Genomic DNA, 26,420 nt, shown 5'->3' with positions numbered 1-26,420 from the left:
AAATTGGCATTGAACATAGTGCACGCTGTTGAGTTCTCAAGAATCGGACACATCCCGCCTCCACACCAGAACGGTGCTTCACAACGAAAGTGATCGAAGTTTGCTGTACGAGGGCGTGAGCCACTCGATTTGTCTTGCTTGCCGAGACCGGTTAGGCTTGTCGGAACCGGAGTCCCGATCGCCTCCGTGGCAACTCGACTAACTTAGCACATCCGCAGGCCGTGTCAAGTCCGGCTTCTTTGTGGTGTTCGCTGCGCGATCGAGGACCGCACCGCTGCACCGGGCTCGGCCGTGAGGCCTTGCAACGAAGCCGGGACCGTGTCCCGTGGAGGCTTTGCATCTTACGCTCGCGATCCCGCAGTCTTCAAGAGACGAATCTCTAACAGGCCTGGGAGCGAGGGGATGGTCCCCGCTTGAGGTGGGCCAGCTGGTCTCGACGCTCTGCGCCTGACTCCCGCTTGCCGCTCCTTTGGGGTGACGAGGAGTTACATTACGTCGGGCCTCGGCCGAGCGGCAAATCGCCTGCGTCCCGGGCGTGTCGCGATTCAAGGGCTCTGCGTCGCTGAGTGTCCGACTCGGTACCCGACACCGGACATCCGGCTACCGGCTACCGGCTACCGGCTACCGGCTACCGGCTACCGGCTACCGGCTACCGGCTACCGGCTACCGGCTACCGGCTACCGGCTACCGGCTACCGGACACCGGACACCGGACACCGAGCTGATGAGACCGCCGACGCCGTCATCATCCGCGTCCGCTCGAGGAGAGCGGGCACGCGGTCAGCGGACGAAGGCCCCGGCGAAGCTCTTCTTGCCGCGACGGAGGACGGCGATCCCATCGATCAACGGGAGCTCGCCGAGCGTGACGGTCTCGGACGGGAGGGCGGTGTTGTTCACCGAGAGCCCGCCCTGGGCGAGAGCCCGCCGCGCCTCCCCCGTGCTGGCGACGAGTCCGGTCTCGACGAACGCCTGCAGCGCCGGCGTCTCCGGGGTCGCCTCCATCGAGGGCACCGCCTCGAGTGCGCCGCGGAGGATGACCGGGTCGATCCCCTCGAGCGAGCCCTTGCCGAAGAGCGCGGCCGAGGCGTCGATCACCGAGCGCGTCGCCTCCGCTCCGTGCACCAGCGACGTGACCTCCCAGGCGAGCGCGCGCTGCGCCTCCCGGCGGAACGGCTCGTCGGCAGCGGCCTTCTCCAGGCGCTCGATCTCCGTGCGCGGCAGGAAGGTGAAGATCCGCAGGCGGTCGGCGACGTCACGGTCGTCCGTGTTGACCCAGAACTGGTAGAACGCGTACGGGCTGGTGAGCTCGGAGTCGAGCCAGACGGCGTTGCCCTCGCTCTTGCCGAACTTGGTGCCGTCGGAGTTCATCACCAGCGGTGTGCCGATCGCGTGGACCGACACGCCCTCCGTGCGGTGGATCAGGTCGGTCCCGCTCGTCAGGTTGCCCCACTGGTCGCTGCCGCCGGTCTGCAGGACGCACCCGTACTGCCGGTAGAGCTCCAGGTAGTCGAGTCCCTGCAGGATCTGGTAGCTGAACTCGGTGTAGCTGATCCCCGCGTCGGAGTTGAGGCGGGCGCTGACCGCGTCCTTCTTGAGCATCGTCCCCACACGGAAGTGCTTCCCGATCTCCCGCAGGAAGTCGATCGCCGACAGCGGAGCGGTCCAGTCGAGGTTGTTGACCAGGCGCAGCCCGTTGTCGCCGCCCGCGGGAACGAACCGGGACACCTGCGCCTGGAGGCGCTCGACCCACGCCGTCACCGTCTCGCGCGAGTTCAGCGTCCGCTCGGCCGTCGGACGCGGATCCCCGATCAGCCCGGTCGAGCCGCCGACGAGCCCGAGCGGCCGATGCCCGGCCAGCTGGAGCCGGCGCATGACGATCAGCTGCACCAGGTTCCCGAGGTGGAGGCTGGGCGCGGTCGGGTCGAACCCGCAGTAGTAGGTGATCGGCTCCCCCGACAGCAGCTCGCGCAACGCTCCCGCATCGGTCGACACGTGCACCGAGCCTCGCCAGACCAGCTCGTCCCACACGGAGTCGAAGGCGGGGTCGAGCCGCGGGCTCGTCGCGGACCCGGGGAGGTGCTGGTCGATCACCCGACCAGGCTACCGCGGCGGGAAGGAGCCGGTCTCCGGGAGTCAAGCGCACAGGCTTGATCCGGGGCGATCAAGTGCCGATACTTGATCGAGGAGGTCCGATGTTCGTCATCACCGCGGATCAGCGCGACAGCAGGCACGACCACGACCGCGTGGACCAGGCGATCGCGAGCCTGATCGACGACGGTCGAGCGTCGTTCGTCCTGCCCCCGGAGCGGACGGCGGGCGACGAGTTCCAGTGCGTGCTCGACCGGGCCGATGCCGTCGTCGCGCTCGTGCTCGAGCTGCACCGGACCGGCCACTGGAGCATCGGCCTCGGGATCGGCCCCGTCGACCGGCCACTCCCCGCGACCACGAGAGCGGCGACCGGGGAGGCGTACTTCGCGGCGCGCCGGGCGGTCGAGGCGGCGAAGGGCCGGCCGACGCGCTTCTCCCTCGATCCGGACGCACCGGGAACGGCGGCGCCGGCACCGGCGGACGTCCAGGCGCTGATCGATCCGCTCCTCCTGCTGCGCGACGCGCGCTCCGAGGCCGGCTGGCAGATCGTCGACCTGCTCGAGAGCGGCCTCTCCCAGAAGGATGCGGCCGAGCGCCTCGCCGTCAGCCCGCAGGCGGTCAGCCTCCGGGTCCGCGCGGCGAGTGCTCGAGTCGACGCTCCCGCCCGTGACGCGCTCGCGCGCCTGCTGACAGTGGTTGACCGTACGCTCGACCCCACCGACGAGAGGACACCCCGATGACGGCACCCCCCGGATCCCCCGCCCTGCTCCTCGCCTCCGCGCTGCAGTCCGCCTCGTGGACGGGCGTGGTGCTCGTGCTGCTCGCCGGACTCGCCGGTGCGGTGCTCGCCGTGCGCCTTCGCCGTCCGCAGCTCGCCTGGATCCCCCTCGTGGCGGCGGCCGCCGCCTTCCTGCTCACGGCGGTCGCCGGACCGTCCGCGCCCCCGATCCACTCCGTCCTGGTGGCGGTGCTGGCCTTCGCGCTGGCGATCGCGGGCGGCGGGCCGGTCGTGCTGCTCACCCTCCGGCTCGCGACGGCCGACTCCCGCAGCGGCAGCCACGGCGGCATCATGGTCGCCGGAACCTCCCGCCCCGCCGCCGGGAGCGCGCCCTCGGCGATCGGCCAGCCGATCGAGGTGCTGCGCGGGGGGACGACGATCGGGGTCCTCGAGCGGATCGCGACGGCCGGCGCACTGATGAGCGGTCTCCCCGAGGGGATCGCGGTCGTGGTGGCGATCAAGGGCGTCGGCCGCTTCAGCGAGCTCGCCTCCCCGGAGGCGCGCGAGCGGTTCATCATCGGCACGCTGGCGAGCCTCGCCTGGGCGGCGGCTCTCGGCGTTCTCGCCCGGCTCTACCTCGCGGGCTGAGCTCCGGGCCGCCGCCGGGGCACTGCTCTCCGGTAGGGCGAGACGGTGGGGTCGCCCGGGATGCTGAAGCGCCACGGGAAGTCGTCCCCGCCGCCCGGGCCCGAGACGCCGGTGCGCGGGCCCGCCGCCACGGAGGACGGCCTCTCCCCCGGCAGCAGCTCGAACGCCGCCTCGAGTGAGTCGCCCGACTCGGTGAGACGGACTCCGAGGGCCTTCGCCAGCCGTGCGGGTCCGCGGGCCAGATCCCGGCTGCGAACGGGTCCGCGCCGGATCATCGCGAGATCCTCCCCCGATACGACCTCGCCGGCGCGCAGCAGCACCGCCGACGCCGTGCCCGCCGGGGAGCAGACGATGTTCACGCAGGTGTGCATCCCGTAGGTGAAGTACGCGTACACGGACCCGGGCGGACCGAACATGGGAGCCGTCCGGGGTGTCGGTCCGCGGAGCGCATGCGAGCCCGGATCCTCACCGGTTCCGAGGTACGCCTCGACCTCGGTCAGCCGGACGCCGACCACGCCCTCCGGCGTGCGGTGCAGGAGGACGCGGCCGAGCAGCTCCGGTGCCACCTCGAGGGCCGAGCGCGCGAGGTCGGGGAGGTCGGCGCTCAGAAGAAGCTCTGGCCCGACACGAGGGTGATCACGATCACCGCGACGATCACGACTGCGGCGACGAGCACCAGAGTCCGCTGCTGCCAGGGGCGCAGCGGCGGACGGCCGTCGTCGCCCGGCGCTCCTCGAAGGGTCACGGGCGCTCCCCCCGGAGGGATCCGCGCACGACCCGGACGCGCTCGGTCAGCCGGGCGAGCTGCTCCGAGACGCGGTCGGGAGCCGTGCCGCCGACACCGTCCCGGCTCGCCACCGATCCCTCGATGCTGAGAACGGAGCGCACGTCGGGCGTGAGCAGCGGCGACACCGAGGCGAGCGCGGCGTCGTCGAGATCCTCGAGCCCCCTCCCCTGCGACTCCGCCAGCTTGACCAGCTCGCCGGTGATCTCGTGGGCGTCCCGGAAGGGCACGTGCTTCTTCACGAGCCACTCGGCCACGTCGGTCGCGAGGGAGAAGCCCTGGGGCGCGAGCTCCGCCATCCGGTCGGTGTGGAAGGTGAGGGTCGCGATCATGCCGGTGAACGCGGGCAGCAGGACCTCGAGGGTCGTCACCGAGTCGAAGACCGGCTCCTTGTCCTCCTGCAGGTCGCGGTTGTAGGCGAGCGGCAGCGCCTTGAGGGTCGCGAGCAGCCCGGTGAGGTTGCCGATCAGCCGGCCGGACTTCCCCCGGGCGAGCTCGGCGATGTCGGGGTTCTTCTTCTGCGGCATGATCGAGGACCCGGTCGAGTAGCCGTCGTCGAGCGTGACGAAGGCGAACTCCCGCGTGTTCCAGAGGATGACCTCCTCCGCGATGCGCGAGACGTCGATCCCGATCATGGCGCTGACGAAGGCGAACTCGGCGACGAGGTCGCGGCTGGCCGTCCCGTCGATCGAGTTCGGCACGCTCGACGCGAAGCCGAGATCGCGGGCGACCGCCTCGGCGTCCAGGCCGAGGGTCGAGCCGGCGAGGGCGCCCGAGCCGTAGGGCGAGACGTCCGCCCGGACGGCCCAGTCCCGCAGGCGCTCCAGATCGCGCAGCAGCGCCCAGCCGTGGGCGAGCAGATGGTGCGCGAGGAGCACGGGCTGAGCGTGCTGGAGGTGGGTGCGCCCGGGCATGATCGCCGTCGGGTGCGCCGCCGCCTGCGCGGCGAGGGCGTCGATGAGCTGCACCACCAGCTCCGAGACGAGCGCCGCGTGGTCGCGGAGGTACATCCGGACGAAGGTGGCGATCTGGTCGTTGCGCGAGCGCCCCGCGCGGAGCTTGCCGCCGAGCTCGGGACCGGCTTCGAGCATCAGGCCGCGCTCGAGGGCGCCGTGCACGTCCTCGTCCGACTCGTCGGCGGCGAAGCTCCCGTCGGCGACGGCAGCCTCGAGCCGGTCGAGCGCCGCGAGCATCGCGGTGAGCTCGGCGTCGTCGAGGTAGCCCGCTCCGGCGAGCGCCCGGGCGTGGGCGCGGGAGCCGGCGAGGTCGTAGGGGGCGAGCTGCCAGTCGAAGTGGGTCGACCTCGAGAGCGCGGCGAGCTCGGGCGAGGGGCCGCCGGCGAAGCGGCCGCCCCACAGGGCTCCGGCCTCGCCCGCGCGGGCGGAGGGTCGTTCCGTCATGGTTCTCCTCGGGTTCGGCTGTCGAGTCTACTGAGCGGCGTCGGCGGTGCCGGCGCGCTCCAGGAGCCACACGAGCAGGGCCTTCTGCGCGTGCAGGCGGTTCTCCGCCTCGTCCCAGATCACGCTCTGCGGGCCGTCGATCACGTCGGCGGTCACCTCGTAGCCGCGGTCCGCGGGCAGGCAGTGCAGGAACAGCGCGTCGGGAGCGGCAGCGGCCATCGTGGCGGCGTCGACCCGGTAGGCGCCGAAGGTCGCGACGCGCGCCGCCTTCTCGTCCTCCTTGCCCATCGACACCCACGTGTCCGTGATCACGATGTCGGAGCCGGCCGCGCCCTCGTCGGGGTCGGTCGTGGTGATCGCCGATCCGCCGGTGGTCGCGGCGATGCGCTGCGCATCGGCCAGGACCGCCGCGTCCGGCGAGTACGACTCCGGGGAGACGATGCGGACGTGCATGCCGGCCGTGGCCCCCGCCAGGAGGTACGAGTGCGCCATGTTGCTCGCTCCGTCGCCGAAGAACGTGAGCGTGAGTCCCGCGAGGTGACCGCGGTGCTCGCGGATGGTCAGCAGATCGGCGAGGAGCTGGCACGGGTGGAACTCGTCCGAGAGCGCGTTGACGACCGGCACGCGCGTGCTGCGCGCCATCTCCTCCAGGCCCGACTGCGCGTAGGTGCGCCACACGATGGCGGCGACCTGGCGCTCCAGGACCCGCGCCGTGTCGGAGGCGGTCTCCTTGCCGCCGAGCTGGCTGCTCGCGGTCGAGATGATCAGGGGGCTGCCGCCGAGATCGGCGATGCCGACCGCGAAGGAGACACGGGTGCGCGTGGAGGACTTGTCGAAGATCACGGCGACGGTCTGCGGCCCGGCGAGGGGCTTCCGGGAGAAGCGGTCGCGCTTGAGCTCGAGGGCGAGGTCGAGGATCTCGGCCTGCTCGGCGGGAGTGATGTCGTCGTCGCGGAGGAAGTGGCGGGTCACGGTGCTGGTCGCTTTCGGTGGAGGTACGGGGTCAGAGGGTCTGCAGTGCGCGGCCGAAGCGCTCGGCGAACTCGGCGACGTCGGCGGCGGTCACCACGAGCGGAGGCGCGAGCCGGATGCTCGAGTCGTTCGCCGCGTTCACGATCAGGCCGACGTCGAGGCAGGCGGCGGCGAGCTCGGCGGCGACCGGCCGGGTCAGGGCGATGCCCAGGAGGAGGCCCGCGCCGCGGACCCCTCCGATCAGGGGCGAGTCGAGAGCGGTCAGCGCGTCGACGATCTGCGCCCCGCGCTCCCGCGCGTTGCCGAGAAGGTCGGCGCGCTCGATCTCGGCGAGCACGGCTCCGGCCACGGCGGTCGCGAGCGGATTGCCGCCGAAGGTGCTGCCGTGGTGGCCCTTCTGCAGGAGGTCGGACGCCTCGCCGAAGGTCACCAGCGCTCCGACGGGGAAGCCTCCGCCGAGCCCCTTGGCCAGGGTGACGGCGTCGGGCAGGATTCCCGCCTCCTGGTAGGCGAACCAGCGTCCGGTCCGCCCGACCCCGGTCTGGATCTCGTCGACGATGAGTAGCGCGCCGTGCTCGCGGGTCAGCTCCCGCGCGCGCTCGAGGTAGCCGGCCGGCAGCGGGATGACGCCCGCCTCCCCCTGGATGGGCTCGACGATCAGCGCGGCGACGGACTCGTCGAGAGCCGCCTCGAGGGCCTCGATGCTCGCCTCGAGGTGCTCGACCCCTCCCGGCATCGGCTCGAACGGCGCGCGCATGGCCGCCTTGCCGGTCAGAGCGAGCGCGCCCATCGTCCGCCCGTGGAACGCGTTCTGCAGCGCCAGGACGCGGTGCCGGCCGCCGGCCGCGTTCAGCCGCGCCAGCTTGAAGGCCGCCTCGTTGGCCTCGGTACCCGAGTTGGCGAAGTAGACGCGGCCCGTCTCCCCGGCCCCGGTGAGGCGGCGCAGGGTCTCGGCGAGCTCGATCTGCGGGGCGGTCGCGAAGTAGTTGGAGACGTGGGCGAGCGCACCGGCCTGGCGCGTCACGGCCTCGACGAACACGGGATGCGCATGGCCGAGCGAGTTGACGGCGATGCCGCCGAGGAAGTCGAGGTACTCCCGCCCGTCGACGTCCCAGACCCGGCAGCCCTCGCCGCGCTCGAGCACGGCGAGCGGCGGCGCGAAGGTCTGCATCATCGCGGCGGAGTAGCGGTCGCGCGCCGAGCCGGTGCGGGACGCGGTCGTGGGGATGGACATGGTGGCCTTTCGATCGGAGCGGTCCGGCCGCGAGGGCCGACGGTGCGCGCGTCCCGGACGGGACGGGCGCTCGGAGCCGGGGCCGCTGAGGATCAGCGGCCCGACATTCGCTCCCGGTCGCGGGGATCGAGCGAGGCGACGACCTCGGTGCCGATGCCCTCCGAGGTGAACACCTCGAGCAGGATCGAGTGCGGGATGCGGCCGTCGATGATGGCGGCCTTGGGCACTCCCCCGCGCACGGCGTCGAGGCAGGCGGTCATCTTGGGGATCATGCCCGATTCGAGCGAGGGCAGCAGAGCCGCGAGGTCGTCCGAGCGGATGTGCGAGACGAGCGACTCGCGGTCGGGCCAGTCGGAGTAGAGGCCGGCCACGTCGGTGAGGACGACGAGCTTCTCGGCGCCGAGCGCGACGGCCAGCGCGGCGGCGGCGGCGTCGGCGTTGACGTTCAGCGACTGCGTGGGGTCGTCCGAATCGGGGGCGATCGAGGACACGACCGGGATCCGGCCGGCCTCGAGCTGAGCGAGGACGGCGGCGGGGTCCACGGCAATCACGTCTCCGACGAGTCCGAGGTCGTGCTCCTCGCCGTCGATCACGACACCGCGGCGGCGGCCGACGAAGAGGCCCGCGTCCTCACCGGAGATGCCGGCGGCGAGGGGGCCGTGCTCGTTGATCCGGCGGACGATGTCGCGGCTGATGCTGCCGGTGAGCACCATCCGCACCACCTCCATCGCCTCGGGGCTCGTGACCCGGTAGCCGCCCCGGAACTCGCTCTCGATCCCGAGCCGGTCGAGCATCCGCGAGATCTGGGGCCCGCCGCCGTGGACGACCACGGGGCGGATCCCGGCGTAGCGCAGGTAGACCATGTCCTGGGCGAAGGAGCGCTGCAGCTCCTCCGACACCATCGCGTTGCCGCCGAACTTGATCACCATCGTGCGCCCGTGGAAGCTCTGCAGCCAGGGCAGCGACTCGATGAGCGTCGCGGCCTTCCCGGGCGCGGCGTCGCGCTCGGCGCGGCTCTCGGCCGAGAGGGTGGTGTCGTCGCTCATGGCCGCCTCAGCTCGAGTACGCGGAGTTCTCGTGCACGTAGTCGTGCGTGAGGTCGTTGGTCCAGATCGTGGCCGTCGCGTCCCCGGCGTGCAGGTCGATGTCGACGGCGACCTCCCGAGGGGCGAGGTCGACGAGGTCGCGGCTCTCGTGCGGCTCGCCCGCGAGGCAGACCTGCACCCCGTTCATCGCGACGTCGATGCCGTACGGGTCGAACTGCGCATCGGTCGTGCCCACGGCGGCGAGGACGCGGCCCCAGTTGGGATCCTTGCCGAAGATCGCGGCCTTGAACAGGTTGCTGCGGGAGACGGCGCGGGCGACGACCACGGCCTCGTCCTCGGTCGCGGCGTTCAGCACGCGGATCGCGACGTCGTGGTCGGCGCCCTCCGCGTCGGCCTGCAGCTGCAGGGTGAGGTCGCGGCAGACCGCGGTCAGGGCCGCGGTGAACTCGTCGGCGTCGGCCTCGACGCCGCTGGCGCCGCTCGCGAGCAGTGCGACGGTGTCGTTCGTCGACATGCAGCCGTCCGAGTCGAGGCGGTCGAAGGTGACGCGGGTCGCGGCACGCAGGGCGGTGTCGAGAGCGGCGGACTCGAGGGCCGCGTCGGTCGTGATCACGACCAGCATCGTCGCCAGACCCGGCGCGAGCATCCCGGCGCCCTTGGCCATGCCGCCGATGCTCCAGCCCCGCTCGGAGCGGACCACCGCCTGCTTCGGGACCGTGTCGGTGGTCATGATCGCGCGGGCGGCCGCTTCGCCCGCCTCGGGTCCCCCGGCGAGCTCGGCGGAGGCGCCGGTCACGCCGGTGGCGAGCTTCGCGAGGTCGAGCTGGTCGCCGATCAGCCCGGTGGAGCACACCAGCACGTCGCCGGCGGACACCTCGAGGCTCTCGCCCACGAGCTCCGCGGTGCGGTGGGTGACCTGGAAGCCCTGAGCACCCGTGTAGCAGTTGGCGCCGCCGGAGTTGAGGACGATCGCCGAGACCACGCCGTCGCGCATCACCTGCTCGCTCCAGAGGACGGGATTCGCCTTGCAGCGGTTGCTCGTGAAGACCGCGGCGGCGCTCTGCAGCGGGCCGAGGTTCTGCACGAGCGCGACGTCGCGCGCTCCGGTCGACTTGAGCCCGGCGACGACTCCGGCCGCCCGGAACCCTGCTGCTGCGGTGACGCTCACGGCGCGACTCCGTTCACGCTCAGGCCGAGGGACTCCGGGAGTCCCAGGGCGATGTTGGTGGACTGGACGGCCGCGCCCGCGGTGCCCTTGACCAGGTTGTCGATGGCCGAGACGACCACGACGCGGCGGGCCCGCTCGTCCACGGCGAGTCCTATCAGAGCGGTGTTCGCCCCTACCACGTCGGCCGTCCGGGGGAAGGAGCCCTCCGAGAGCAGCTGGACGAAGGTCTCGTCGCCGTAGGCGGTCTCCCACGCGGCGCGCACGTCCTGCGCCGAGACGCCGGGAGCGAGGCGCGCGGTCGAGGTCGCCAGGATGCCCCGGGACATCGGCACGAGGACCGGCGTGAACGAGATCGAGACGGGTCCGGCTCCGGCGAGCAGGAGGTTCTGCCGGATCTCGGGATTGTGACGGTGCGCTCCGCCGAGGCCGTAGGCGTGCGCGGAGCCGAGGAGCTCGCTGGCGAGGAGGTCGGTCCGCAGGCTCTTGCCCGCACCCGAGGGGCCGACGGCGAGGACCGCGACGAGGTCCGACGACTCGATCACTCCGGCGTGCAGACCGGGGGCCAGGCCGAGCGTGATCGCCGTGACGTTGCAGCCGGGGACGGCGATGCGCCGCACTCCGGCGAGCGCCTCGCGCTGCTTGCGTCCGCCGCCGCCGATCAGCAGCTCCGGGAGCCCGTAGGGCCAGGCCCCGGCGAAGTCGCCCCCGTAGAAGTCGGCCCAGTCCTGCGGGTCGGTCAGGCGGTGGTCGGCGCCGCAGTCGACGACGAGGACGTCCTCGGGGAGGGTCGCGGTGATCTCGCCCGACTTCCCGTGCGGGAGGGCGAGGAAGACGACGTCGTGCCCGGCGAGGTTCCCGGTCGTCGTGTCGACGAGGACGAGGTCGCGGAGCGAGCGGAGGTGCGGGTGCACGGCGATGAGGGGCTGACCCGCGTTGGCGTGCGCCGTCACCGTGCGCACCTCGAACTCGGGGTGGTCGGCGAGCAGTCGCAGCAGCTCGCCGCCCGCGTAGCCGCTCGCACCGGCCACCGCCACGGAGAAAGTCATGCCCGAGAGCCTAGCCGGTGCGGGTGCGGGGCCCCGCCCGGCCGAGCCGGACGGGACCCCCGGCCTCACTCGCGGAGTCGGGCGCCGAAGCGCTCCGCCGCCACGGCCACGCCGTTCTCCTTCGCGGCCGTCGCCTCGGCCGCGGTGAGCGTGCGGTCCGGCGCGCGGAAGCGCAGCGCGAACGTCAGCGACTTCGTCCCCTCGGCGAGCCCGGTGCCGCGGTAGTCGTCGACCAGGCGGATCGCCTCGAGCAGCTCGCCCGCCCCCTCGGCGACGGCGGCGCGCACGTCGGCTGCCGCGATGCCGACCGGCACGACGAGCGAGAGGTCCTGGGTCGCGGCGGGCAGCGCGCCCACCGGACGGGCCACGACGACCCTCCCGGCCCGCGCGAGCAGCGGCTCGAGGTCGAGCTCGACCACGGCGACGCGGCGCGGGAGGTCGAGCTCCTCGGCGAGCGCCGGGAGCAGCTCCCCCGCGTGCCCGATGACCGCGCCGTCGAGCACGACCTCGGCGGTGCGGCCCGGGTGCAGCGCGGCGTGGGCCCCCTGGCGCAGCACGAGCTCGGTGCCGGTCGCCGCGGCGACCTCGCGGACCACGTCGAGGGCGTCGCGCCAGTCGACGTCACGCCCGGCGACACCGGGCTGGCGCACGACGGCGGCACCCGTGAGCAGCGCCGCGAGGTGCCGCGGCTGCGGCGGAATGCCCGCGTTCAGCTCGGCCTCGACCTCCGCGGACGGACGCGTCCCGCCCGCAGGGAGCGCCCCCGAGCCGAACGGGCGGCCGGCAACCGGGAGGAAGACGGAGCCGAGCTCGTAGACCGCGAGATCCGTCAGGCCGCGCGAGCGGTTGCGGGCCGCGACCTGCACGAGACCCGGCAGCAGAGAGATCCGCAGCTGGCCCGCGGTCGCGTCGAGCGGGTTGGCGAGCGTGATCTGCTCCTGCGGCTCCCCGTCGACCGAGCCGAGCCGGTCGTTGATCGAGCGCGAGAGGAACGGGTACGAGAGCACCTCGGTCAGACCCGCGGCGGCGAGCGCCTGGGCGAGGGTGCGGCGCAGCCGCTGGCCCGGGGTCAGCCCGCGGCCGGGAGGCGCCACGGGCAGGATCGCCGGGATGCGGTCGTACCCGGTGATGCGGGCGACCTCCTCCGCGAGCGAGGCGCGGTCGACGAGGTCGGGGCGCCAGCTCGGCGGAGTCACCAGCAGGCCCGCTCCGCCGGCCTCGACGGAGGCGCCGATCTCGACGAGCGCGCCGCGGATCTCCTCCGGGGTGTACTCCACGCCGATGAGGCCTGCGACGTAGCCGTCCGGCAGCTCGACCGGCTCCGCCGTGCGCGCGTCGGCCAGGACCGAGCCGAGCTCGTCCGCCGTGCCGCCGGCGAGCTCCACGAGCAGCTGCACCGCGCGGGCCGCGGCGACCGAGGCCACCTCGGGGTCGACGCCGCGCTCGAAGCGCCGCGACGCCTCGCTCGGCAGCTTGTGCCGGCGAGCCGTCCGGGCGATCGAGACCGGGTCGAAGTTCGCCGCCTCGAGCAGGACGTCGGACGTGGCGTCCGAGATCTCGGTGCGCGCGCCCCCCATCACTCCGGCGAGGCCGATCGCCCCGCCGTCGTCGGCGATGACGAGGTCCTCCGCGTGCAGGCGCCGGGTCTGGCCGTCGAGCGTCTCGAGGGTCTCCCCCGGTGCGGCGCGGCGCACCACGATGCCGCCCTGCAGGGTCGCCAGGTCGTAGCCGTGCAGCGGCTGGCCCAGCTCGAACATCACGTAGTTGGTGATGTCCACGACGAGCGAGATCGAGCGGACGCCGGCCAGTCGCAGTCGCGCGAGCATCCACGGCGGCGTCGGTCGTGAGACGTCGACGCCCCGGACGACGCGCGTGACGAACACGGAGGCGCCGACACGGCCGCGGATCGGCGCCTCGTCGGCCACGGACACGGGGAAGACGGGGGCCGTCTCCGTGCGCTCGTGCGGAGGGAGCGCCCGAGCGGGGTCGCGGAAGGCGGCTCCGGTGGCGTGGGCGTACTCGCGGGCGATGCCGCGGATCGAGAAGGCGTAGCCGCGGTCGGGCGTCACGTTGACCTCGACCGCGGCGTCGTCGAGACCGAGGAGCGCGACGGCGTCCGTGCCCGGCTCCGGGTCGAGCCCGAGCGAGGCGAGGCGGAGGATGCCGTCGTGGTCGTCCCCGAGGCCGAGCTCGCGGCTCGAGGCGATCATCCCGTCGGACACGTGCCCGTAGGTCTTCCGCGCGGAGATCGGGAACGGCCCGGGCAGGACCGCGCCCGGCAGTGACACGACGACCTTGTCGCCGGCCGCGAAGTTGTGGGCTCCGCAGACGATGCCGCGGACGTCCTCTCCGCCGTCGGCGGCACGCCCGCCCTCCGGGGCCACGCGGACGTGGCACCAGTTGATGGTCTTGCCGTTCTTCTGCGGCTCCGGAGCGAGGTCGAGCACCTCACCGACGACGACGGGCCCGGTCACCTCGAACCGGTGGACGTCCTCCTCCTCCAGGCCGACCGACACCAGGGCCGCGTGCACGGACTCCGTCGTGACGTCCTGCTCGAGGTCGACGTACTCCCCCAGCCAGCTCAGCGGGATGCGCATCAGATCACCATCCCGTACTGCTCGCTGAAGCGGACGTCGCCCTCGACCATGTCGCGCATGTCCTTCACATCGTTGCGGAACATCAGGGTCCGCTCGATCCCCATGCCGAAGGCGAACCCGGAGTACTCCTCCGGGTCGATCCCGGCCGCGCGCAGCACGTTCGGATTGACCATGCCGCAGCCGCCCCACTCGATCCAGCGGGCACCGCCGACGAAGGTCGGGTGCCAGACGTCCAGCTCGGCGCTGGGCTCGGTGAAGGGGAAGTAGTTCGGGCGCAGGCGGATGCGCGCGTCGTCGCCGAAGAGGATCCGCGCGACGTGCTCGAGGGTGCCCCGCAGGTGCGCCATGGTCAGGCCGCGGTCGACGGCGAGACCCTCGAACTGGGTGAACACGGGCGTGTGCGTCGCGTCGAGCTCGTCGGTGCGGTACACCCGTCCGGGAGCGATCACGTAGAGCGGCAGCGGGCGCTCGAGCATCGAGCGGATCTGCACCGGCGAGGTGTGCGTGCGCAGCACCAGGTGCGAGTCGACGGGGTCGACGAAGAAGGTGTCCTGCATGGCGCGGGCCGGGTGGTCCTCGTCGAAGTTCAGGGCGTCGAAGTTGAACCACTCGTTCTCGAGCTCCGGCCCCTCCGCGATCTCCCAGCCCATCCCGACGAACACGTCGGCGATCGACTCCTGGAGGAGCGAGAGGGGGTGGCGGGCGCCGCGGCGCACGAAGCTGGCGCCGGCGGTGACGTCCACGCGCTCGGCCTCGAGCGCGGCCGCGTCCTCCGCCTCGACGAGCTCGGCCTCGCGGGCGGCGTAGGCGTCGCCCACCTGCTTGCGGGCACCGCCGACGAGCTTGCCGGACGCCGCCTTGTGCTCGGGCGGGACGGAGCGCATCTGCGCGTTGAGGCGGGCGAGGGCGGACCCCTCGCCGAGGTGGGCGGCTCGGGCGGACTTCAGAGCGGTGGAGTCGCCCGCCGCGCCGATGGCGGCGAGGGCGTCGGCGACCGCCGCGGAGACGGCCTCGTCGGTGATCGGGTTGCTGTCTGACACGATCCCCCAGTGTAGGCGAGGGCCTCCGCCCCCTCCCGCCGCCCGCGCGCGGTGCTCGTCGCGCTCGTCCGCGGCCAGGCCCCCGTCTGCGCCGACGGCTCTCGAAGCCCCGCCACCGGCGCTGCTCGACCAGCAGAGGCGGTTTCTCGCTACGCCGGGGTCGGAGGCTGCTCGACCGGCAGGAAGCTGGGCGCCGCCGGACGGGAAGACGCCCGGACCGATCGCGACTCCCCGATCACCACCGCCTCCGCGTCGACGACGCCGGAGCGGAGCACCACCGCTCGATGCGCTGAGCGATCGCCGGACCCTCGAGGCGAACGGAGGAATCGCGTGCGAGCGATTCCTCCTAGCCGGACGCAGGAGGCTCTGCGGAACCCGACCCCGTCAGGAAGCCGACCGCGGTGAGGATCGCCCTCGGGCGATCCTCACAGTTCAGTCCTGCACAGCGATCAGCTGCGTGTCCGTCTGCGCGCGGGCTGCGGGGTGGCCGCCGATGGTGCGGCCGCCGCGTCCGCCGCTCTTGGTGCGGATCTCGATCCACTTCGCCAGCCCCGAGAGGAGGAGGCAGATGCCGATGTAGATCGCTCCGATGACGATCGCCGCCGGGATGATCGGGCTGTCGAGGCTCGACTGGTTGCCCAGGTAGCGCGCGTAGTACAGCAGCTCGTTGTAGGTGATGATCGAGCCGAGCGCCGTGTCCTTGAGGGCGACGACGAGCTGGGCGATGATCACGGGCAGCATCGAGCGGATCGCCTGGGGGAACAGGATGAGCCGCATCACGCCGGACTTGCGCAGGCCGATCGCGTAGCCCGCCTCCTTCTGTCCTCGCGGGAGGGCTTCGATGCCGGCGCGGAAGATCTCGGAGAAGACGGAGCCGTTGTAGAGGGTCAGGGCGATGACGACGGCGAGGTAGGGGCTGAGCTTGAGGCCCGCGAACGGCAGGCCGTAGTACATCAGCATCATCAGGATCAGGACGGGGATCGCCCGGAACAGCTCGATGAAGAGCGTGACGGGGACGTTGATCCAGCGCCGGTCCGAGAGCCGGCCGATCGCCAGGAGGAGGCCGAGGACGAGGCTGGCGACGCCCGCCGTGGCGAAGGCCGCGAGCGTGCGGCCGAGGGCGCCGCCGATGCTCTGCCAGACCAGCGGGTAGCCGAACGCGCGCCACTTGGAGGCGTCGAACTGGCCGGACTCCGCGAAGCGCCAGACCACGAAGCCGAGGAAGGCCGCGATCAGCAGGACGACGACGACGCCGATGACGCGGTTGCGCACGACGGCCCGGGGGCCGGGGTTGTCGAAGAGGACGGAGCTCATCGGGCGACCCTCCACTTCTTCTCGAGCTGACGTTGGACGAGCGAGAGCAGGGTGACCAGGACCACGAAGACCAGGGCCACCCAGAGGACGACGATGAGGCTGTTCTCGCCGCGCTCGTTGAGCACGCGGACGATGGTGCCCGCCTCCGCGACCGAGAAGCCGGCGGCGACGGTGGTGTTCTTCAGCAGCGCGATCAGGACGCTCATGAGCGGCGGGATCACGGAGCGGAAGGCCTGGGGCAGGACGACCTGCGTCATGGTGAGGCCGAAGTCGAGACCGATCGCGCGGGCGGCCTCGGCCTGGCCGATCGGCACGGTGTTGATGCCCGAGCGCAGCACCTCCGCGACGTAGGTCGCGGTGTAGAGGCTGAGGGCGCAGATCGCCAGGTTCGTGTAGTCCACCTGCGGCAGGTCGAGCTTGGGGTAGCCGAAGGCGAAGAAGAACATCACCAGCGTGAGCGGGGTGTTCCGGATGGTGTTCACGTACACCGTGCCGACCGCGCGGGCGATCGGGACGGGCGAGACGCGCATCGCGCCGACCACCGTGCCGATCAGCAGGGCGAACACGAGCGAGACGCTGAAGAGGATCAGGGTGTTGCCGAAGGCCGGGACGTAGACGTCGAGGTTGTTCAACAGGACATCCATGCGGCTGGCCCTTCTATCGGAGCGGTGGTGGTGGTCGAGGAGAGGGGACCCCCGGGCGGCGGTCGGGCCGCCCGGGGCGCCTCCTAGTAGTCGTTCACCGCCGGCTGGGTGACGGTCGTGCCGGACTGGCCGAGCGTCTCGTCGTAGATGGCGCTCCAGGTCTCGCCGCCGTCGGTCAGCATGCCGTTGACGAAGTGGCGCAGGGCGTCGTCGTCCTTGGGCAGGCCGATGCCGTACAGCTCGGTGCTGAAGGGCTCTCCGACGACCTTGAGCTCGTCGGGCCGCTGAGCGGCGTAGCCGATCAGGATCGCGCCGTCGGTGGTGACGGCGTCGACGGTGCCGTCGGCGAGCGCGTCCACGCACTGCGAGTACGTGTCGAACTCCTCGGTCTTCACCTCGGGGTAGTTGGTGCGGATGTTCTGGATCGGGGTGGAGCCGGTGGCCGAGCACACGGTGGTGTCGGCGGTGAGGTCGTCCGGTCCGGTGATCGTGTCGTTGTCGGCCGCGACGAGCAGCTGCTGGCCGGTCTCGAAGTAGGGTCCGGCGAAGCCGACCTGCTCCTTGCGCTTGTCGGTGATCGAGTAGGTGCCGACGTAGTAGTCGATGTCGCCGTTCACGATCGACGCCTCGCGGTTGGCCGACGGGATCGCCTTGAACTCGATGGCGTCGGCCGCGAAGCCGAGCGAGGCGGCGGTCCACTTGGCGATCTCGATGTCGAAGCCGGAGCGCTCGCCGGTCGCCGCGTCGAGGTAGCCCAGCCCGGGCTGGTCCTCCTTGACGCCGATGACGACCTTGCCGTCCGCGGTCATCGCGTCGAAGGTCGGGCTGCCCTCGAGAGTGACGTCGGAGGCGACCTCGTACGCGGAGGTCCCTCCCTCGGAGCCTCCACCGGCGCCGCCGCCGGCGGTTCCGGAGTCGCCGGAGCAGCCGGCGAGGGCGAGGGTCGCTGCTGCGAGTCCCGCGGTCATGAACATGAGCCTGGTGCGCATGATCGTCCTTCCTGGGGTTCGGCCCGCCGGAGCGGGCGATGTCGGGTCGGCTCCCGGGTCACGGGTCCGACCTGCCTGGTGGCTGCTGATCGCGCTTCTAGTGCGTGATGAGCTTGGAGAGGAAGTCCTTGGCCCGGTCGGTGCGGGGCGCGGTGAAGAACGACTCCGGGTCGGTGTCCTCGAGGATCTCGCCGTCGGCCATGAACACGACGCGGTCGGCGGCCTTCCGGGCGAAGCCCATCTCGTGGGTGACGACGATCATCGTCATCCCGTCCTTGGCGAGCCCGACCATCACGTCCAGGACCTCGTTGATCATCTCGGGGTCGAGCGCCGAGGTCGGCTCGTCGAACAGCATCACCTTGGGCTTCATCGCCAGCGCCCGTGCGATCGCGACGCGCTGCTGCTGCCCGCCGGAGAGCTGGGCCGGGGTCTTGGCGGCCTGGTGGCCGACGCCGACCCGGTCGAGCAGCGCCGTGGCCTGGGCCTCCGCGTCCTTGCGGGAGAGCCCGCGGACCTTGATCGGGCCGAGGGTGACGTTCTCGAGGATCGTCTTGTGCGCGAAGAGGTTGAACGACTGGAAGACCATCCCGACGTCGGCGCGGAGCGCGGCGAGGCCCTTGCCCTCCTCCGGGAGCTTCTGCCCGTCGATGGTGATGGTGCCGCCCGAGATCGTCTCGAGCCGGTTGACCGTGCGGCAGAGCGTCGACTTGCCGGATCCGGAGGGGCCGAGGACCACGACGACCTCGCCCCGGTGCACCGTCAGATCGATGTCCTTCAGAGCCTGGAAGTCGCCGTAGTGCTTCTGCACCCCGGAGAGGACGACGAGGGGTTCACCGGCGGGAGCGGCGGCGCGCTCGTCTTGCGGGGCTGTGACCATGCCGTCAGAGAAGCACACGGGGATGGGCCGGTCAAATCATGAGGGAATTCTTAACCGAAGGGTAACAACGCGCCCTGTTCTCCAGGTTCGCGGCCCCCTCGGCCCGGTTCCTCTCAGGAACGCAGCGCGAAGGCGCTCTCGTACAGGCAGACGGAGGCCGCGGTCGCGAGGTTGAGCGACTCCGCCGCCCCGTAGATGGGCACCGCGACCACGCCGTCGACGAGGGCGAGCGACTCGTCCTCGAGGCCGCGCGCCTCGTTGCCGAAGACCCAGACGGTCGGCTGGGCGAGGTCCCCGCGTGCGCGGACGTCGAGCAGGTCCTCCCCCTTCACGTCGGCCGCGACGGAGCGCAGTCCCACGCCGCGGAGCCGGCCCAGCACGTCGGCGAGGTCGGCGCCGACCGCGACCGGGAGGTGGAAGAGCGAGCCGGTCGTGGAGCGCACGACCTTGGGGTTGTAGAGGTCGACCGAGCGGCCGGACAGCACGACCGCGTCAGCGCCGGCGGCGTCGGCGGCACGGATGATCGTGCCGAGATTGCCCGGATCGCGGACCTCCTCGAGCACCGCCACGAGGCGCGGCTCGGAGGCGACGACGTCCTTGAGCGACGTGGGGAACTGACGGCAGACCGCGACGAAGCCCTGCGGAGTGACGGTGTCGGCCATCGCGTCGAGGACGTCCTCGGTCACGTACTCGATCTCCACCTCCGCCTCGGCGGCCGCGGCGACGATCTCGGGGTGCCGCTCCAGAGCGGTCGGAGTCGCGAACGACTCGACGATCAGCTCCGGGCGGTACTGCAGAGCCTCGGAGAGTGCCTGCGGGCCCTCGAGGAGGAAGAGCCCCGTCTCGAGCCGGGCCGGGCGGCGGGTGAGCTTCGCCACGGAGCGGACACGGGGAGAGCGGGGGTTGTCGAGCATGCGGCGAGCCTATCGGCGCGGTGATCGCCGCCCCCGCAGACACGGCGCGGGAGGGCCCTCGAACGACGGAGGGGGCCGCGACCTCTCGGTCGCGACCCCCTCCGGGAAGCCGTGCTGACTACGCTGCGGCCTTGGGCGCCGAGGTGTCGGCGGGCAGCGCGCTCTTCGCGGTCGCGACGAGCGAGGCGAACGTGGCCGGCTCGGTGATCGCGAGGTCCGCGAGGATGCGGCGGTCGACCTGGACGCCGGCCAGGGCGAGGCCCTGGATGAAGCGGTTGTAGGTCAGGCCGTTCGCGCGGGACGCGGCGTTGATGCGCTGGATCCAGAGACGACGGAACTCGCCCTTCTTGGCGCGGCGGTCGCGGTACGAGTAGACGAGGGAGTGGGTGACCTGCTCCTTCGCCTTGCGGTAGAGGCGCGACCGCTGGCCGCGGTAGCCCGAGGCGCGCTCGAGGATGACGCGACGCTTCTTGTGGGCGTTGACGGCCCTCTTCACTCTTGCCATTGCTGTTTCTTCCTATCGATCCGTGTCGGCTGAGTAGCGACCACGCGGCGCAGCGGGCTGCGCCGGCGGTGGGCTACAGACCGAGAAGCTTCTTGGCGACCTTGGCGTCCTGCGGGGCGAGGACCTGGTCCTGGTTGAGGCGGCGCGTGCGAACGCTGGACTTGGACTCCAGGTTGTGACGCATGCCGGCCTGCTGCTTCATGACCTTGCCGGAGCCGGTCACCTTGAAGCGCTTCTTGGCACCCGAGTGGGTCTTCATCTTGGGCATGTTCTCTCCTTGTGAACGTCACTCCGCGCTCGGCGGGGCGAAACCGGTGCCCCGCGAGCGGGGCGTCCACCGGCCCCGAGGCCGGGGCGGCGAAGTACTAGACGGACTCGGCCTCGGCCGTGTCCTCGGGGGTGTTGGCCTCGCGACGAGCGGCGCGGACCGCATTGGCCTCGGCCTTCGCCTCGGACTTGTTCTTCAGCGGGCCGATGACCATCACCATGTTGCGACCGTCGATGGTCGGGGTGGACTCGACCTGGCCGAACTCGGCGACGTCCTCCGCGAAGCGCTGGAGCAGGCGGACGCCCATCTCGGGGCGCGACTGCTCGCGACCGCGGAAGAGGATCATCGCCTTGACCTTGTCGCCGGCCTTGAGGAAGCCCTCGGCGCGCTTGCGCTTGGTCTCGTAGTCGTGCTTGTCGATCTTCAGGCGGAAACGGACCTCCTTGAGGATCGTGTTCGCCTGGTTGCGACGGGCTTCCTTGAGCTTCTGAGCCTGCTCGTACTTGAACTTCCCGTAGTCCATGATCTTGGCCACGGGCGGCTTGGAGTTGGGGGCGACCTCGACCAGGTCCAGGTCTGCGTCCTGCGCGAGTCGCAGGGCGACCTCGATCTTGACGACGCCGACCTGTTCTCCTGCGGGACCCACGAGGCGGACCTCGGGGACGCGGATACGGTCGTTGGTACGGGGATCGCTGATTGCGTTTCTCCTCTGATCTCGGTGAGTGCAGCTGCGCTGCCGGAGTCTTCTCCAGCGCACCCGAGAGAGGTGATCGTCCCGTCCACGTCGTGCCTGCAGCACGGCGCTCGCACCCTGTGACGCGGTTCCCGAGGCGGACCTCGAGAGCCGCAGCCCTGCCTCCGGTGGTCTGACGACCCTCGGGGGCGGAGTGCTTCTGACCCGGTAACCTTGTGAAGCGGTCAAGCGCGGGTGGGAGAATCTCCACTTTCGAACCGAGGACATGCCTCGGAGCCCGGACAACCATAGCAGACCGGCGGCCCGCCCGACAGACCGGATCCGGCCGCCCCTCGATCCTCTGCTCCGGCGGCCGCGCCCCTCCACCACGGACGACGAACGAAGGACCCATGGCCCAGTACGACGACGACTACACGCGACGATTCGGCGAGGACGGCGGAGCCTCCGACGTGGAGGCCGCGCGCGACATCGCGGAGGTCCCGGCGGTGGAGATCATCACCACCGCCGCCGTGCACCTGATGAGCGCGGCCGCCGTCAAGTGCGGGCTCGCCGACGAGCCCGGAGCGCAGGTCGACCTCGACGAGGCGCGCAAGCTCATCAACGCGCTCGCGGGCCTGGTCACGGCCGGGGCGCCCGACATCAGCGACATGCACGCCCGGAGCCTGCGCGACGGCCTCCGCACCCTCCAGCTCGCGTTCCGTGAGGCGTCCCCGATCGCCGACCCGATCGGCAAGGGCCCGGGCGAGAAGTGGACCGGCCCGGTCACCTGATCGGGAGTCAGCGGGCGGCGGCGAGCTGCAGCGTCATCGAGTCGACGCGCTGCGCGACGGTCTCGTCGGCCGCCCACCGCTCCCCCAATCGCGCGACGAGGGCGCCGAGCGCGTCCTGATCGAGCCCCGGGCGCAGGCTCAGGACCACCACGAGCTCGGGCCCCGCGAGGCGCTGCTCCGGGTCTCCCGCGCGCACCTCGAGCGAGGCGACCGCCCGCTCCCCCTCCGCAGCCGCGCGCAGAGCCAGGAGCACCTCCGCATCGGCGGGGGCCGGCCGCCAGTCGCCGCCCTCCGCGATCGCCCAGAGGGCCGGGCGCCGGACCGCGAACTCCCGCTCGGACGCGGGGTCGAGGACCATCACCTCGGTGCCCTCCGCGACGGCCGCCAGGGCCGCGCGGCGCCCGTCGACAGGGACGGGACGGGCGGCCGGGTCCCACCGGCGCATGCTCTCGACGCCGCTGAAGACGGGGAGCACCGTGCGTCCGTCGGGTCCGGCGACCGTGACGATCGCGAGCTCCTGCGTCTTGTCCGCCCGGAGTCCCCCGACCCCCTCGGCCTCCTCGCCGAGGCGGGCGACCAGCGGGATGAGCAGGCGGGACGTGCGGAGCGCGTCGACCACGGCCTCCGGGCCGCTAGTGCCGCGGGTGAAGGACTCGAGCGCGGCGACCAGCGCCTCCGGGGCGCTCCCGTCGTCCTCCGGTGCTGCGCTCGGCTCGAAGTGCCGGCCCGCCCAGGGGGTGCCGGCGGAGTCGGTCAGATGCGCCGGGAGCGGGCGGGGCTCACTCGGATGCGACATCCAGGGCCTCCGCGAGCGTGAACGCGCCCGCGTACAGCGCCTTGCCGACGATCGCGCCCTCGAGCCCCTGGGGCACGAGGTCGCGCAGCGCGGCGATGTCGTCGAGGTTCGAGATGCCGCCCGAGGCGATCACGGGGCGGTGGGTGCGGGCCATGACCTGCTCGAGGAGCTCGAGGTTCGGGCCCTTGAGCGTGCCGTCCTTCGTGACGTCGGTGACGACGTAGCGGGTGCAGCCGGCCTCCTCCAGGCGGTCGAGGACCTGCCAGAGGTCGCCTCCCTCCTTGGTCCAGCCGCGCGCGGCGAGCGTGGTGCCCCGGACGTCGAGCCCGACGGCGATCTGGTCGCCGTACTGCGCGATGACGCTCGCGGCCCACTCGGGGTTCTCGAGCGCCGCGGTGCCGAGGTTGATGCGCTTCGCGCCGGCGCTCAGCGCGGACTCGAGGCTGCGGTCGTCGCGGATCCCGCCGGAGAGCTCGACGTTGACGCCCTTCACCTGCCGGATGACCTTCTTCATGATGCCGTGGTTGTCGCCGCGGCCGAAGGCGGCGTCGAGGTCGACGAGGTGGATCCACTCCGCGCCCTGGTCGGCCCAGTCGCCCGCGGCGTCGATCGGGTCGCCGTAGTTGGTCTCGGTCCCGGCCTCGCCCTGCGTGAGCCGCACGGCCCTGCCGCCCGCCACGTCGATCGCGGGCAGGAGGACCAGGCCCGGGGCCTTGGTGAACTCGCTCATCGTCATCCTCAGTCTCGGAGCCGGTGCCGGCCCCTGGAGGCGCCGACCACCGGCCGATCCTAGTTCGTGCGGAGGGTGCCCAGCCAATTGGCCAGCAGCCGGAGCCCGGCGGCCCCCGACTTCTCGGGGTGGAACTGCGTGGCCGAGAGCGGCCCGTTCTCGACCGCGGCGATGAAGGGGCCTCCGTGATCGGCCCAGGTGACCGCGGGACGCGGGAACGGGGGCATCACGTCGAGCGACCACTCGCGGGCGCCGTAGGAGTGCACGAAGTAGAAGCGCTCCTCGGCGATGCCGTCGAAGAGCACCGAGCCCTCGGGAGCGGAGACGGTGTTCCAGCCCATGTGCGGGACGACCTCGGCCGGGAGGAGGTCCACCGTCCCCGGCCACTCGCCCAGGCCCTCGCTCTCGACCCCGCGCTCGACGCCGCGCTCGAAGAGCACCTGCATCCCGACGCAGATGCCCAGGACGGGGCGCCCGCCGGCGAGGCGCTTCTCGATGATCTCGCCGCCGCGGGCGCGGGTCAGCGCCGACATCACGGCGTCGAAGGCGCCGACGCCGGGCACGAGGAGGCCGTCCGCCTCCAGCGCCCGCTTCCGGTCCCCCGTCAGCTCGACGTCGGCCCCGGCGAGCTCGAGCGCCTTGACGGCGGAGTGCACGTTCCCCGAGCCGTAGTCGTAGACCACGACGGAGGGGCGGGCCGAGCTCACAGCGCGCCCTTCGTCGACGGCACGCCGGAGACGAGCGGGTCGAGGGCCTTGGCCTGACGAAAGGCGCGGGCGAACGCCTTGAACTCCGCTTCGGCGATGTGGTGCGGGTCCCTGCCGCCGAGCACCGTGACGTGCACGGTGAGGCCGGCGTTGAACGCGATCGCCTCGAAGACGTGGCGCACCATCGACCCGGTGAAGTGGCCGCCGATCAGGTGCAGCGCGAAGCCCTCCGGCTCGCCGGTGTGCACGAGGTAGGGGCGCCCCGAGATGTCGACGACGGCCTGCACGAGCGCCTCGTCGAGGGGGACGAGCGCGTCGCCGAAGCGGGAGATCCCGGCCTTGTCGCCGAGAGCCTGTCGGATGGCCGTGCCGAGCACGATGCCGATGTCCTCCGCGGTGTGGTGGATGTCGATCTCGATGTCGCCGCGGGCCCGGACGCGCAGGTCCGTGAGCGAATGCTTCGCGAACGCCGTCAGCAGGTGGTCGAAGAAGGGCACGCCGGTCTCGAGATCGGCGACGCCCGTGCCGTCGAGGTCGAGGGAGAGCTCGATGCTCGACTCGTTGGTGGCACGGCTGAGGGAGGCGGTGCGCCCGGGTGCGGCGCTCGGGGAGGTCATGCCTCCCAGTCTATTCGCGCCGCGTCACCGACCCAGGGCGGACCTCTACTCGCGCGAAAGCGCCACCGCGGGGTCGGCCGACGGTGCGGGGAGGGAGGCGAGCGCCTCGAGGAACGCGGTCGTCTCCTCCTCGGTGCCGGCGCTGACGCGGAGGTGGTTCGGGATGCCGACGTCGCGGATGAGCACGCCGCGGGCGAGCAGGCCCTCGAACACGGCGGCCGGATCCGCGACGCCGCCGAAGAGGACGAAGTTGCTGCCGGTCGTGTACGGGCGGTAGCCGAGGGCGCGCAGTCCGTCGATCATCCGGTCGCGCTGCACGATGATCTCGCCGACCATGGCGAGCATCTCGTCGGCGTGAGCGAGGGCGGCGGTCGCGGCGGCCTGGGTGAGGGCCGACAGGTGGTACGGGAGGCGGACGAGGCGGAGCGCGTCGATCACCGCGGGGTCGGCGGCGAGGTAGCCCAGGCGGACACCGGCGAAGGCGAAGGCCTTGCTCATGGTGCGGGACACGAGCAGGCGCGGTCGCCCGGGGAGGAGGCTCAGCGCGGTGGGCGCGCCCCTGCCGGCGAACTCGGCGTACGCTTCGTCGACGACGACGATGCCGTCGGTCGCGTCGTAGACCGCCTCGATCACGGCGAGGTCGAGCGGCGTCCCGGTCGGGTTGTTCGGCGCGCAGAGGAAGACGATGTCGGGCCGGGCCCGGCGCACCTGCTCCGCGGCGTACTCGGCTCCGATCTCGAACTCCGCCTCGCGCGGAGCGGGGATCCACTCCGCTCCGCTCCCCGACGCGAGGATCGAGTACATCGAGTAGGTGGGCGCGAACCCCAGCAGCGAGCGCCCGGGACCGCCGAACGCCTGAAGGACGTGCTGGAGCACCTCGTTCGATCCGTTCGCAGCCCACACGCCGTCCGCGGTGAGCCCGTGACCGAGGTAGCCGGCGAGGGAGTCGCGCAGCTCTCGGAACTCGCGGTCGGGGTACCGGTTGACGGTGCGCAGCGCCTCCGAGACCCGCCCGACGATGTCGGCGATCACGTCGTCCGGGACCGGGTGGGTGTTCTCGTTGACGTTGAGGGCGACGGGCACGACCGCCTGGGGTGCGCCGTACGGGTGCTTGCCTCGGAGGTCGTCGCGGAGGGGCAGGTCGTCGAGAGTCGTCACCAGGGAATGGTAGCGAAGCGCCCGACGCGGACGACCGGGCAGCCCGGCTCAGCGAGCGGTGTCGTACTCGGCCGGGACGGCGAGGCGCTGCCCGGGCTCGACGCCCGCGCTCGAGAGCTGGTTGAGGGAGAGGATGTCGTCGACCACGTCGCGCGGGTCCGCCTGCGGGGCGAGCTCCTCGGCGAGCGACCAGAGCGACTCGCCCGCGTGGACGGTGACGTACTGGAACTCGACTGCAGCGGCGTCGCTCGACGCGACCGCTCCACCACCGTTGAGCCCGAAGGCGAAGGCACCCGCGACGATCGGCAGGGCTCCCAGAGCGGCCACCACGGCGCGGCCGCGGCGCGTGAGGCGGAGACGGGTGCGGACGATCCGCGCCTCGCCGAACGCGTTCATCGGCTCGGAAGCGGACGGCAGGACCTCGACGGGCCGGGCCGCGGACGAGCGCTGCAGCGGGCGGGAGGTGAGCTGTGCGGTCATGGGATCGCTCCTTTCAACAGGGATTCGGAGAGGCCCTCGGCCGGGAGGGCCGCCCCGAACGCCTGTACCGAACATATCTTCGAACGATGAAGCGGTCAAGAGACCGTTCCAGCTGATCCGCGTGCGGACTTGCGCGCGACACACTCGAACGAATGTTCCGAGTCGGGAGTTCCGGCGGATACAGTTTCGAGAGCCTGGTCGTAGTACAGCAGCGACC

28 protein-coding genes are annotated in these 26,420 nt (G+C 72.0%); 3 read left to right on the top strand and 25 right to left on the bottom strand.

All coding sequences use genetic code 11. From position 1 onward, the window contains the following. Positions 1–779: 779 nt before the first annotated feature. Complete coding sequence (gene tyrS / locus C5C33_RS05725; RefSeq protein WP_104224503.1) at positions 780–2,090, bottom strand: tyrosine--tRNA ligase; 1,311 nt, start codon at positions 2,088–2,090, stop codon at positions 780–782. A 101-nt stretch (positions 2,091–2,191) separates the two neighbouring features. On the opposite strand from tyrS, the gene C5C33_RS05720 reads away from it, so the two are divergent. Next, on the top strand, positions 2,192–2,827 hold the full coding sequence (locus tag C5C33_RS05720) for a DNA-binding protein (RefSeq protein WP_104255580.1): 636 nt from the start codon (positions 2,192–2,194) through the stop codon (positions 2,825–2,827). Further along, entirely contained in the window at positions 2,824–3,453 is a 630-nt protein-coding gene (locus tag C5C33_RS05715; protein WP_258059401.1) for a hypothetical protein, read from the top strand. The genes C5C33_RS05720 and C5C33_RS05715 overlap by 4 nt, the downstream gene beginning before the upstream one ends. Here C5C33_RS05715 and C5C33_RS05710 read toward each other — a convergent pair. From C5C33_RS05710 to infC, 18 genes are all read right to left on the bottom strand, one after another. Continuing rightward, complete coding sequence (locus tag C5C33_RS05710) at positions 3,438–4,061, bottom strand: DNA-3-methyladenine glycosylase (protein ID WP_104260637.1); 624 nt, start codon at positions 4,059–4,061, stop codon at positions 3,438–3,440. The two genes, C5C33_RS05715 and C5C33_RS05710, sit on opposite strands and share 16 nt — an antisense overlap. Continuing rightward, on the bottom strand, positions 4,058–4,198 hold the full coding sequence (locus C5C33_RS18410) for a hypothetical protein (protein WP_160034127.1): 141 nt from the start codon (positions 4,196–4,198) through the stop codon (positions 4,058–4,060). The genes C5C33_RS05710 and C5C33_RS18410 overlap by 4 nt, the downstream gene beginning before the upstream one ends. Beyond that, positions 4,195–5,637 carry an argininosuccinate lyase gene (argH, locus tag C5C33_RS05705; protein ID WP_104260636.1) on the bottom strand — a complete coding sequence of 481 codons (1,443 nt, stop codon included), beginning with the start codon at positions 5,635–5,637 and terminating at the stop codon, positions 4,195–4,197. Before argH ends, C5C33_RS18410 begins: the two co-directional genes overlap by 4 nt. A gap of 27 nt (positions 5,638–5,664) precedes the next feature. Further along, complete coding sequence (argF, locus tag C5C33_RS05700; RefSeq protein ID WP_104238645.1) at positions 5,665–6,609, bottom strand: ornithine carbamoyltransferase; 945 nt, start codon at positions 6,607–6,609, stop codon at positions 5,665–5,667. Positions 6,610–6,640: 31 nt separating this feature from the next. Further along, on the bottom strand, positions 6,641–7,843 hold the full coding sequence (locus C5C33_RS05695) for an acetylornithine transaminase (RefSeq protein WP_104260635.1): 1,203 nt from the start codon (positions 7,841–7,843) through the stop codon (positions 6,641–6,643). Positions 7,844–7,935: 92 nt separating this feature from the next. Then, complete coding sequence (gene argB, locus C5C33_RS05690; RefSeq protein ID WP_104224497.1) at positions 7,936–8,889, bottom strand: acetylglutamate kinase; 954 nt, start codon at positions 8,887–8,889, stop codon at positions 7,936–7,938. Positions 8,890–8,896: 7 nt separating this feature from the next. Further along, entirely contained in the window at positions 8,897–10,057 is a 1,161-nt protein-coding gene (gene argJ / locus C5C33_RS05685; RefSeq protein WP_104260634.1) for a bifunctional glutamate N-acetyltransferase/amino-acid acetyltransferase ArgJ, read from the bottom strand. Beyond that, the gene (argC, locus tag C5C33_RS05680; RefSeq protein ID WP_104260633.1) at positions 10,054–11,103 is read right to left on the bottom strand and encodes an N-acetyl-gamma-glutamyl-phosphate reductase; all 1,050 of its coding nucleotides are present in this window, start codon (positions 11,101–11,103) and stop codon (positions 10,054–10,056) included. Before argC ends, argJ begins: the two co-directional genes overlap by 4 nt. 65 nt (positions 11,104–11,168) lie before the next feature. Continuing rightward, positions 11,169–13,700 (bottom strand): phenylalanine--tRNA ligase subunit beta, encoded by a 2,532-nt coding sequence (gene pheT, locus C5C33_RS05675; RefSeq protein ID WP_104260632.1) that lies wholly within the window; start codon positions 13,698–13,700, stop codon positions 11,169–11,171. Beyond that, the gene (gene pheS, locus C5C33_RS05670) at positions 13,700–14,740 is read right to left on the bottom strand and encodes a phenylalanine--tRNA ligase subunit alpha (protein WP_104250188.1); all 1,041 of its coding nucleotides are present in this window, start codon (positions 14,738–14,740) and stop codon (positions 13,700–13,702) included. Before pheS ends, pheT begins: the two co-directional genes overlap by 1 nt. 432 nt (positions 14,741–15,172) lie before the next feature. Next, positions 15,173–16,054: an amino acid ABC transporter permease gene (locus C5C33_RS05665; RefSeq protein ID WP_104224492.1), complete on the bottom strand. Its 882-nt coding sequence runs from the start codon at positions 16,052–16,054 to the stop codon at positions 15,173–15,175. Beyond that, entirely contained in the window at positions 16,051–16,698 is a 648-nt protein-coding gene (locus C5C33_RS05660; RefSeq protein WP_104224491.1) for an amino acid ABC transporter permease, read from the bottom strand. The genes C5C33_RS05665 and C5C33_RS05660 overlap by 4 nt, the downstream gene beginning before the upstream one ends. 83 nt (positions 16,699–16,781) lie before the next feature. Further along, entirely contained in the window at positions 16,782–17,687 is a 906-nt protein-coding gene (locus tag C5C33_RS05655) for a glutamate ABC transporter substrate-binding protein (RefSeq protein WP_181073455.1), read from the bottom strand. Between the two features lie 97 nt (positions 17,688–17,784). After that, the gene (locus C5C33_RS05650) at positions 17,785–18,564 is read right to left on the bottom strand and encodes an amino acid ABC transporter ATP-binding protein (RefSeq protein WP_104224489.1); all 780 of its coding nucleotides are present in this window, start codon (positions 18,562–18,564) and stop codon (positions 17,785–17,787) included. Between the two features lie 113 nt (positions 18,565–18,677). Next, complete coding sequence (locus tag C5C33_RS05645; protein ID WP_104224488.1) at positions 18,678–19,478, bottom strand: RNA methyltransferase; 801 nt, start codon at positions 19,476–19,478, stop codon at positions 18,678–18,680. Positions 19,479–19,596: 118 nt separating this feature from the next. Then, a complete protein-coding gene (rplT, locus tag C5C33_RS05640) occupies positions 19,597–19,983 on the bottom strand; it encodes a 50S ribosomal protein L20 (protein ID WP_104224487.1) in 387 nt (128 codons plus the stop codon). Between the two features lie 73 nt (positions 19,984–20,056). Next, positions 20,057–20,251 (bottom strand): 50S ribosomal protein L35, encoded by a 195-nt coding sequence (gene rpmI / locus C5C33_RS05635; RefSeq protein ID WP_055793295.1) that lies wholly within the window; start codon positions 20,249–20,251, stop codon positions 20,057–20,059. 97 nt (positions 20,252–20,348) lie between these two features. Further along, positions 20,349–20,897 carry a translation initiation factor IF-3 gene (gene infC, locus C5C33_RS05630; protein ID WP_374952931.1) on the bottom strand — a complete coding sequence of 183 codons (549 nt, stop codon included), beginning with the start codon at positions 20,895–20,897 and terminating at the stop codon, positions 20,349–20,351. A 437-nt stretch (positions 20,898–21,334) separates the two neighbouring features. On the opposite strand from infC, the gene C5C33_RS05625 reads away from it, so the two are divergent. Beyond that, positions 21,335–21,715, top strand: a complete 381-nt coding sequence (locus tag C5C33_RS05625) for a DUF1844 domain-containing protein (RefSeq protein WP_104313470.1) — start codon at positions 21,335–21,337, stop codon at positions 21,713–21,715. A gap of 7 nt (positions 21,716–21,722) precedes the next feature. On the opposite strand, the gene C5C33_RS05620 is transcribed toward C5C33_RS05625, so the two are convergent. The 6 genes from C5C33_RS05620 to C5C33_RS05595 are packed head-to-tail and all read right to left on the bottom strand — an operon-like array spanning position 21,723 to position 26,203. Further along, positions 21,723–22,511, bottom strand: coding sequence for an SseB family protein (locus C5C33_RS05620; protein WP_104260631.1), 789 nt, complete (start codon positions 22,509–22,511; stop codon positions 21,723–21,725). Beyond that, positions 22,495–23,241: a bifunctional 1-(5-phosphoribosyl)-5-((5-phosphoribosylamino)methylideneamino)imidazole-4-carboxamide isomerase/phosphoribosylanthranilate isomerase PriA gene (priA, locus tag C5C33_RS05615; protein WP_104224506.1), complete on the bottom strand. Its 747-nt coding sequence runs from the start codon at positions 23,239–23,241 to the stop codon at positions 22,495–22,497. Before priA ends, C5C33_RS05620 begins: the two co-directional genes overlap by 17 nt. A gap of 59 nt (positions 23,242–23,300) precedes the next feature. After that, on the bottom strand, positions 23,301–23,948 hold the full coding sequence (gene hisH, locus C5C33_RS05610; RefSeq protein WP_104260630.1) for an imidazole glycerol phosphate synthase subunit HisH: 648 nt from the start codon (positions 23,946–23,948) through the stop codon (positions 23,301–23,303). Further along, positions 23,945–24,565: an imidazoleglycerol-phosphate dehydratase HisB gene (hisB, locus tag C5C33_RS05605; protein WP_104260629.1), complete on the bottom strand. Its 621-nt coding sequence runs from the start codon at positions 24,563–24,565 to the stop codon at positions 23,945–23,947. The genes hisH and hisB overlap by 4 nt, the downstream gene beginning before the upstream one ends. 45 nt (positions 24,566–24,610) lie before the next feature. Further along, positions 24,611–25,723: a histidinol-phosphate transaminase gene (locus C5C33_RS05600; RefSeq protein ID WP_181074976.1), complete on the bottom strand. Its 1,113-nt coding sequence runs from the start codon at positions 25,721–25,723 to the stop codon at positions 24,611–24,613. Positions 25,724–25,771: 48 nt separating this feature from the next. Further along, positions 25,772–26,203 (bottom strand): LysM peptidoglycan-binding domain-containing protein, encoded by a 432-nt coding sequence (locus tag C5C33_RS05595; RefSeq protein WP_308470877.1) that lies wholly within the window; start codon positions 26,201–26,203, stop codon positions 25,772–25,774. Positions 26,204–26,420: the final 217 nt, after the last annotated feature.

The sequence above is a fragment of the Rathayibacter sp. AY1H3 genome, from assembly GCF_002932015.1.
This window is presented reverse-complemented; position numbering and strand designations above follow the sequence as displayed.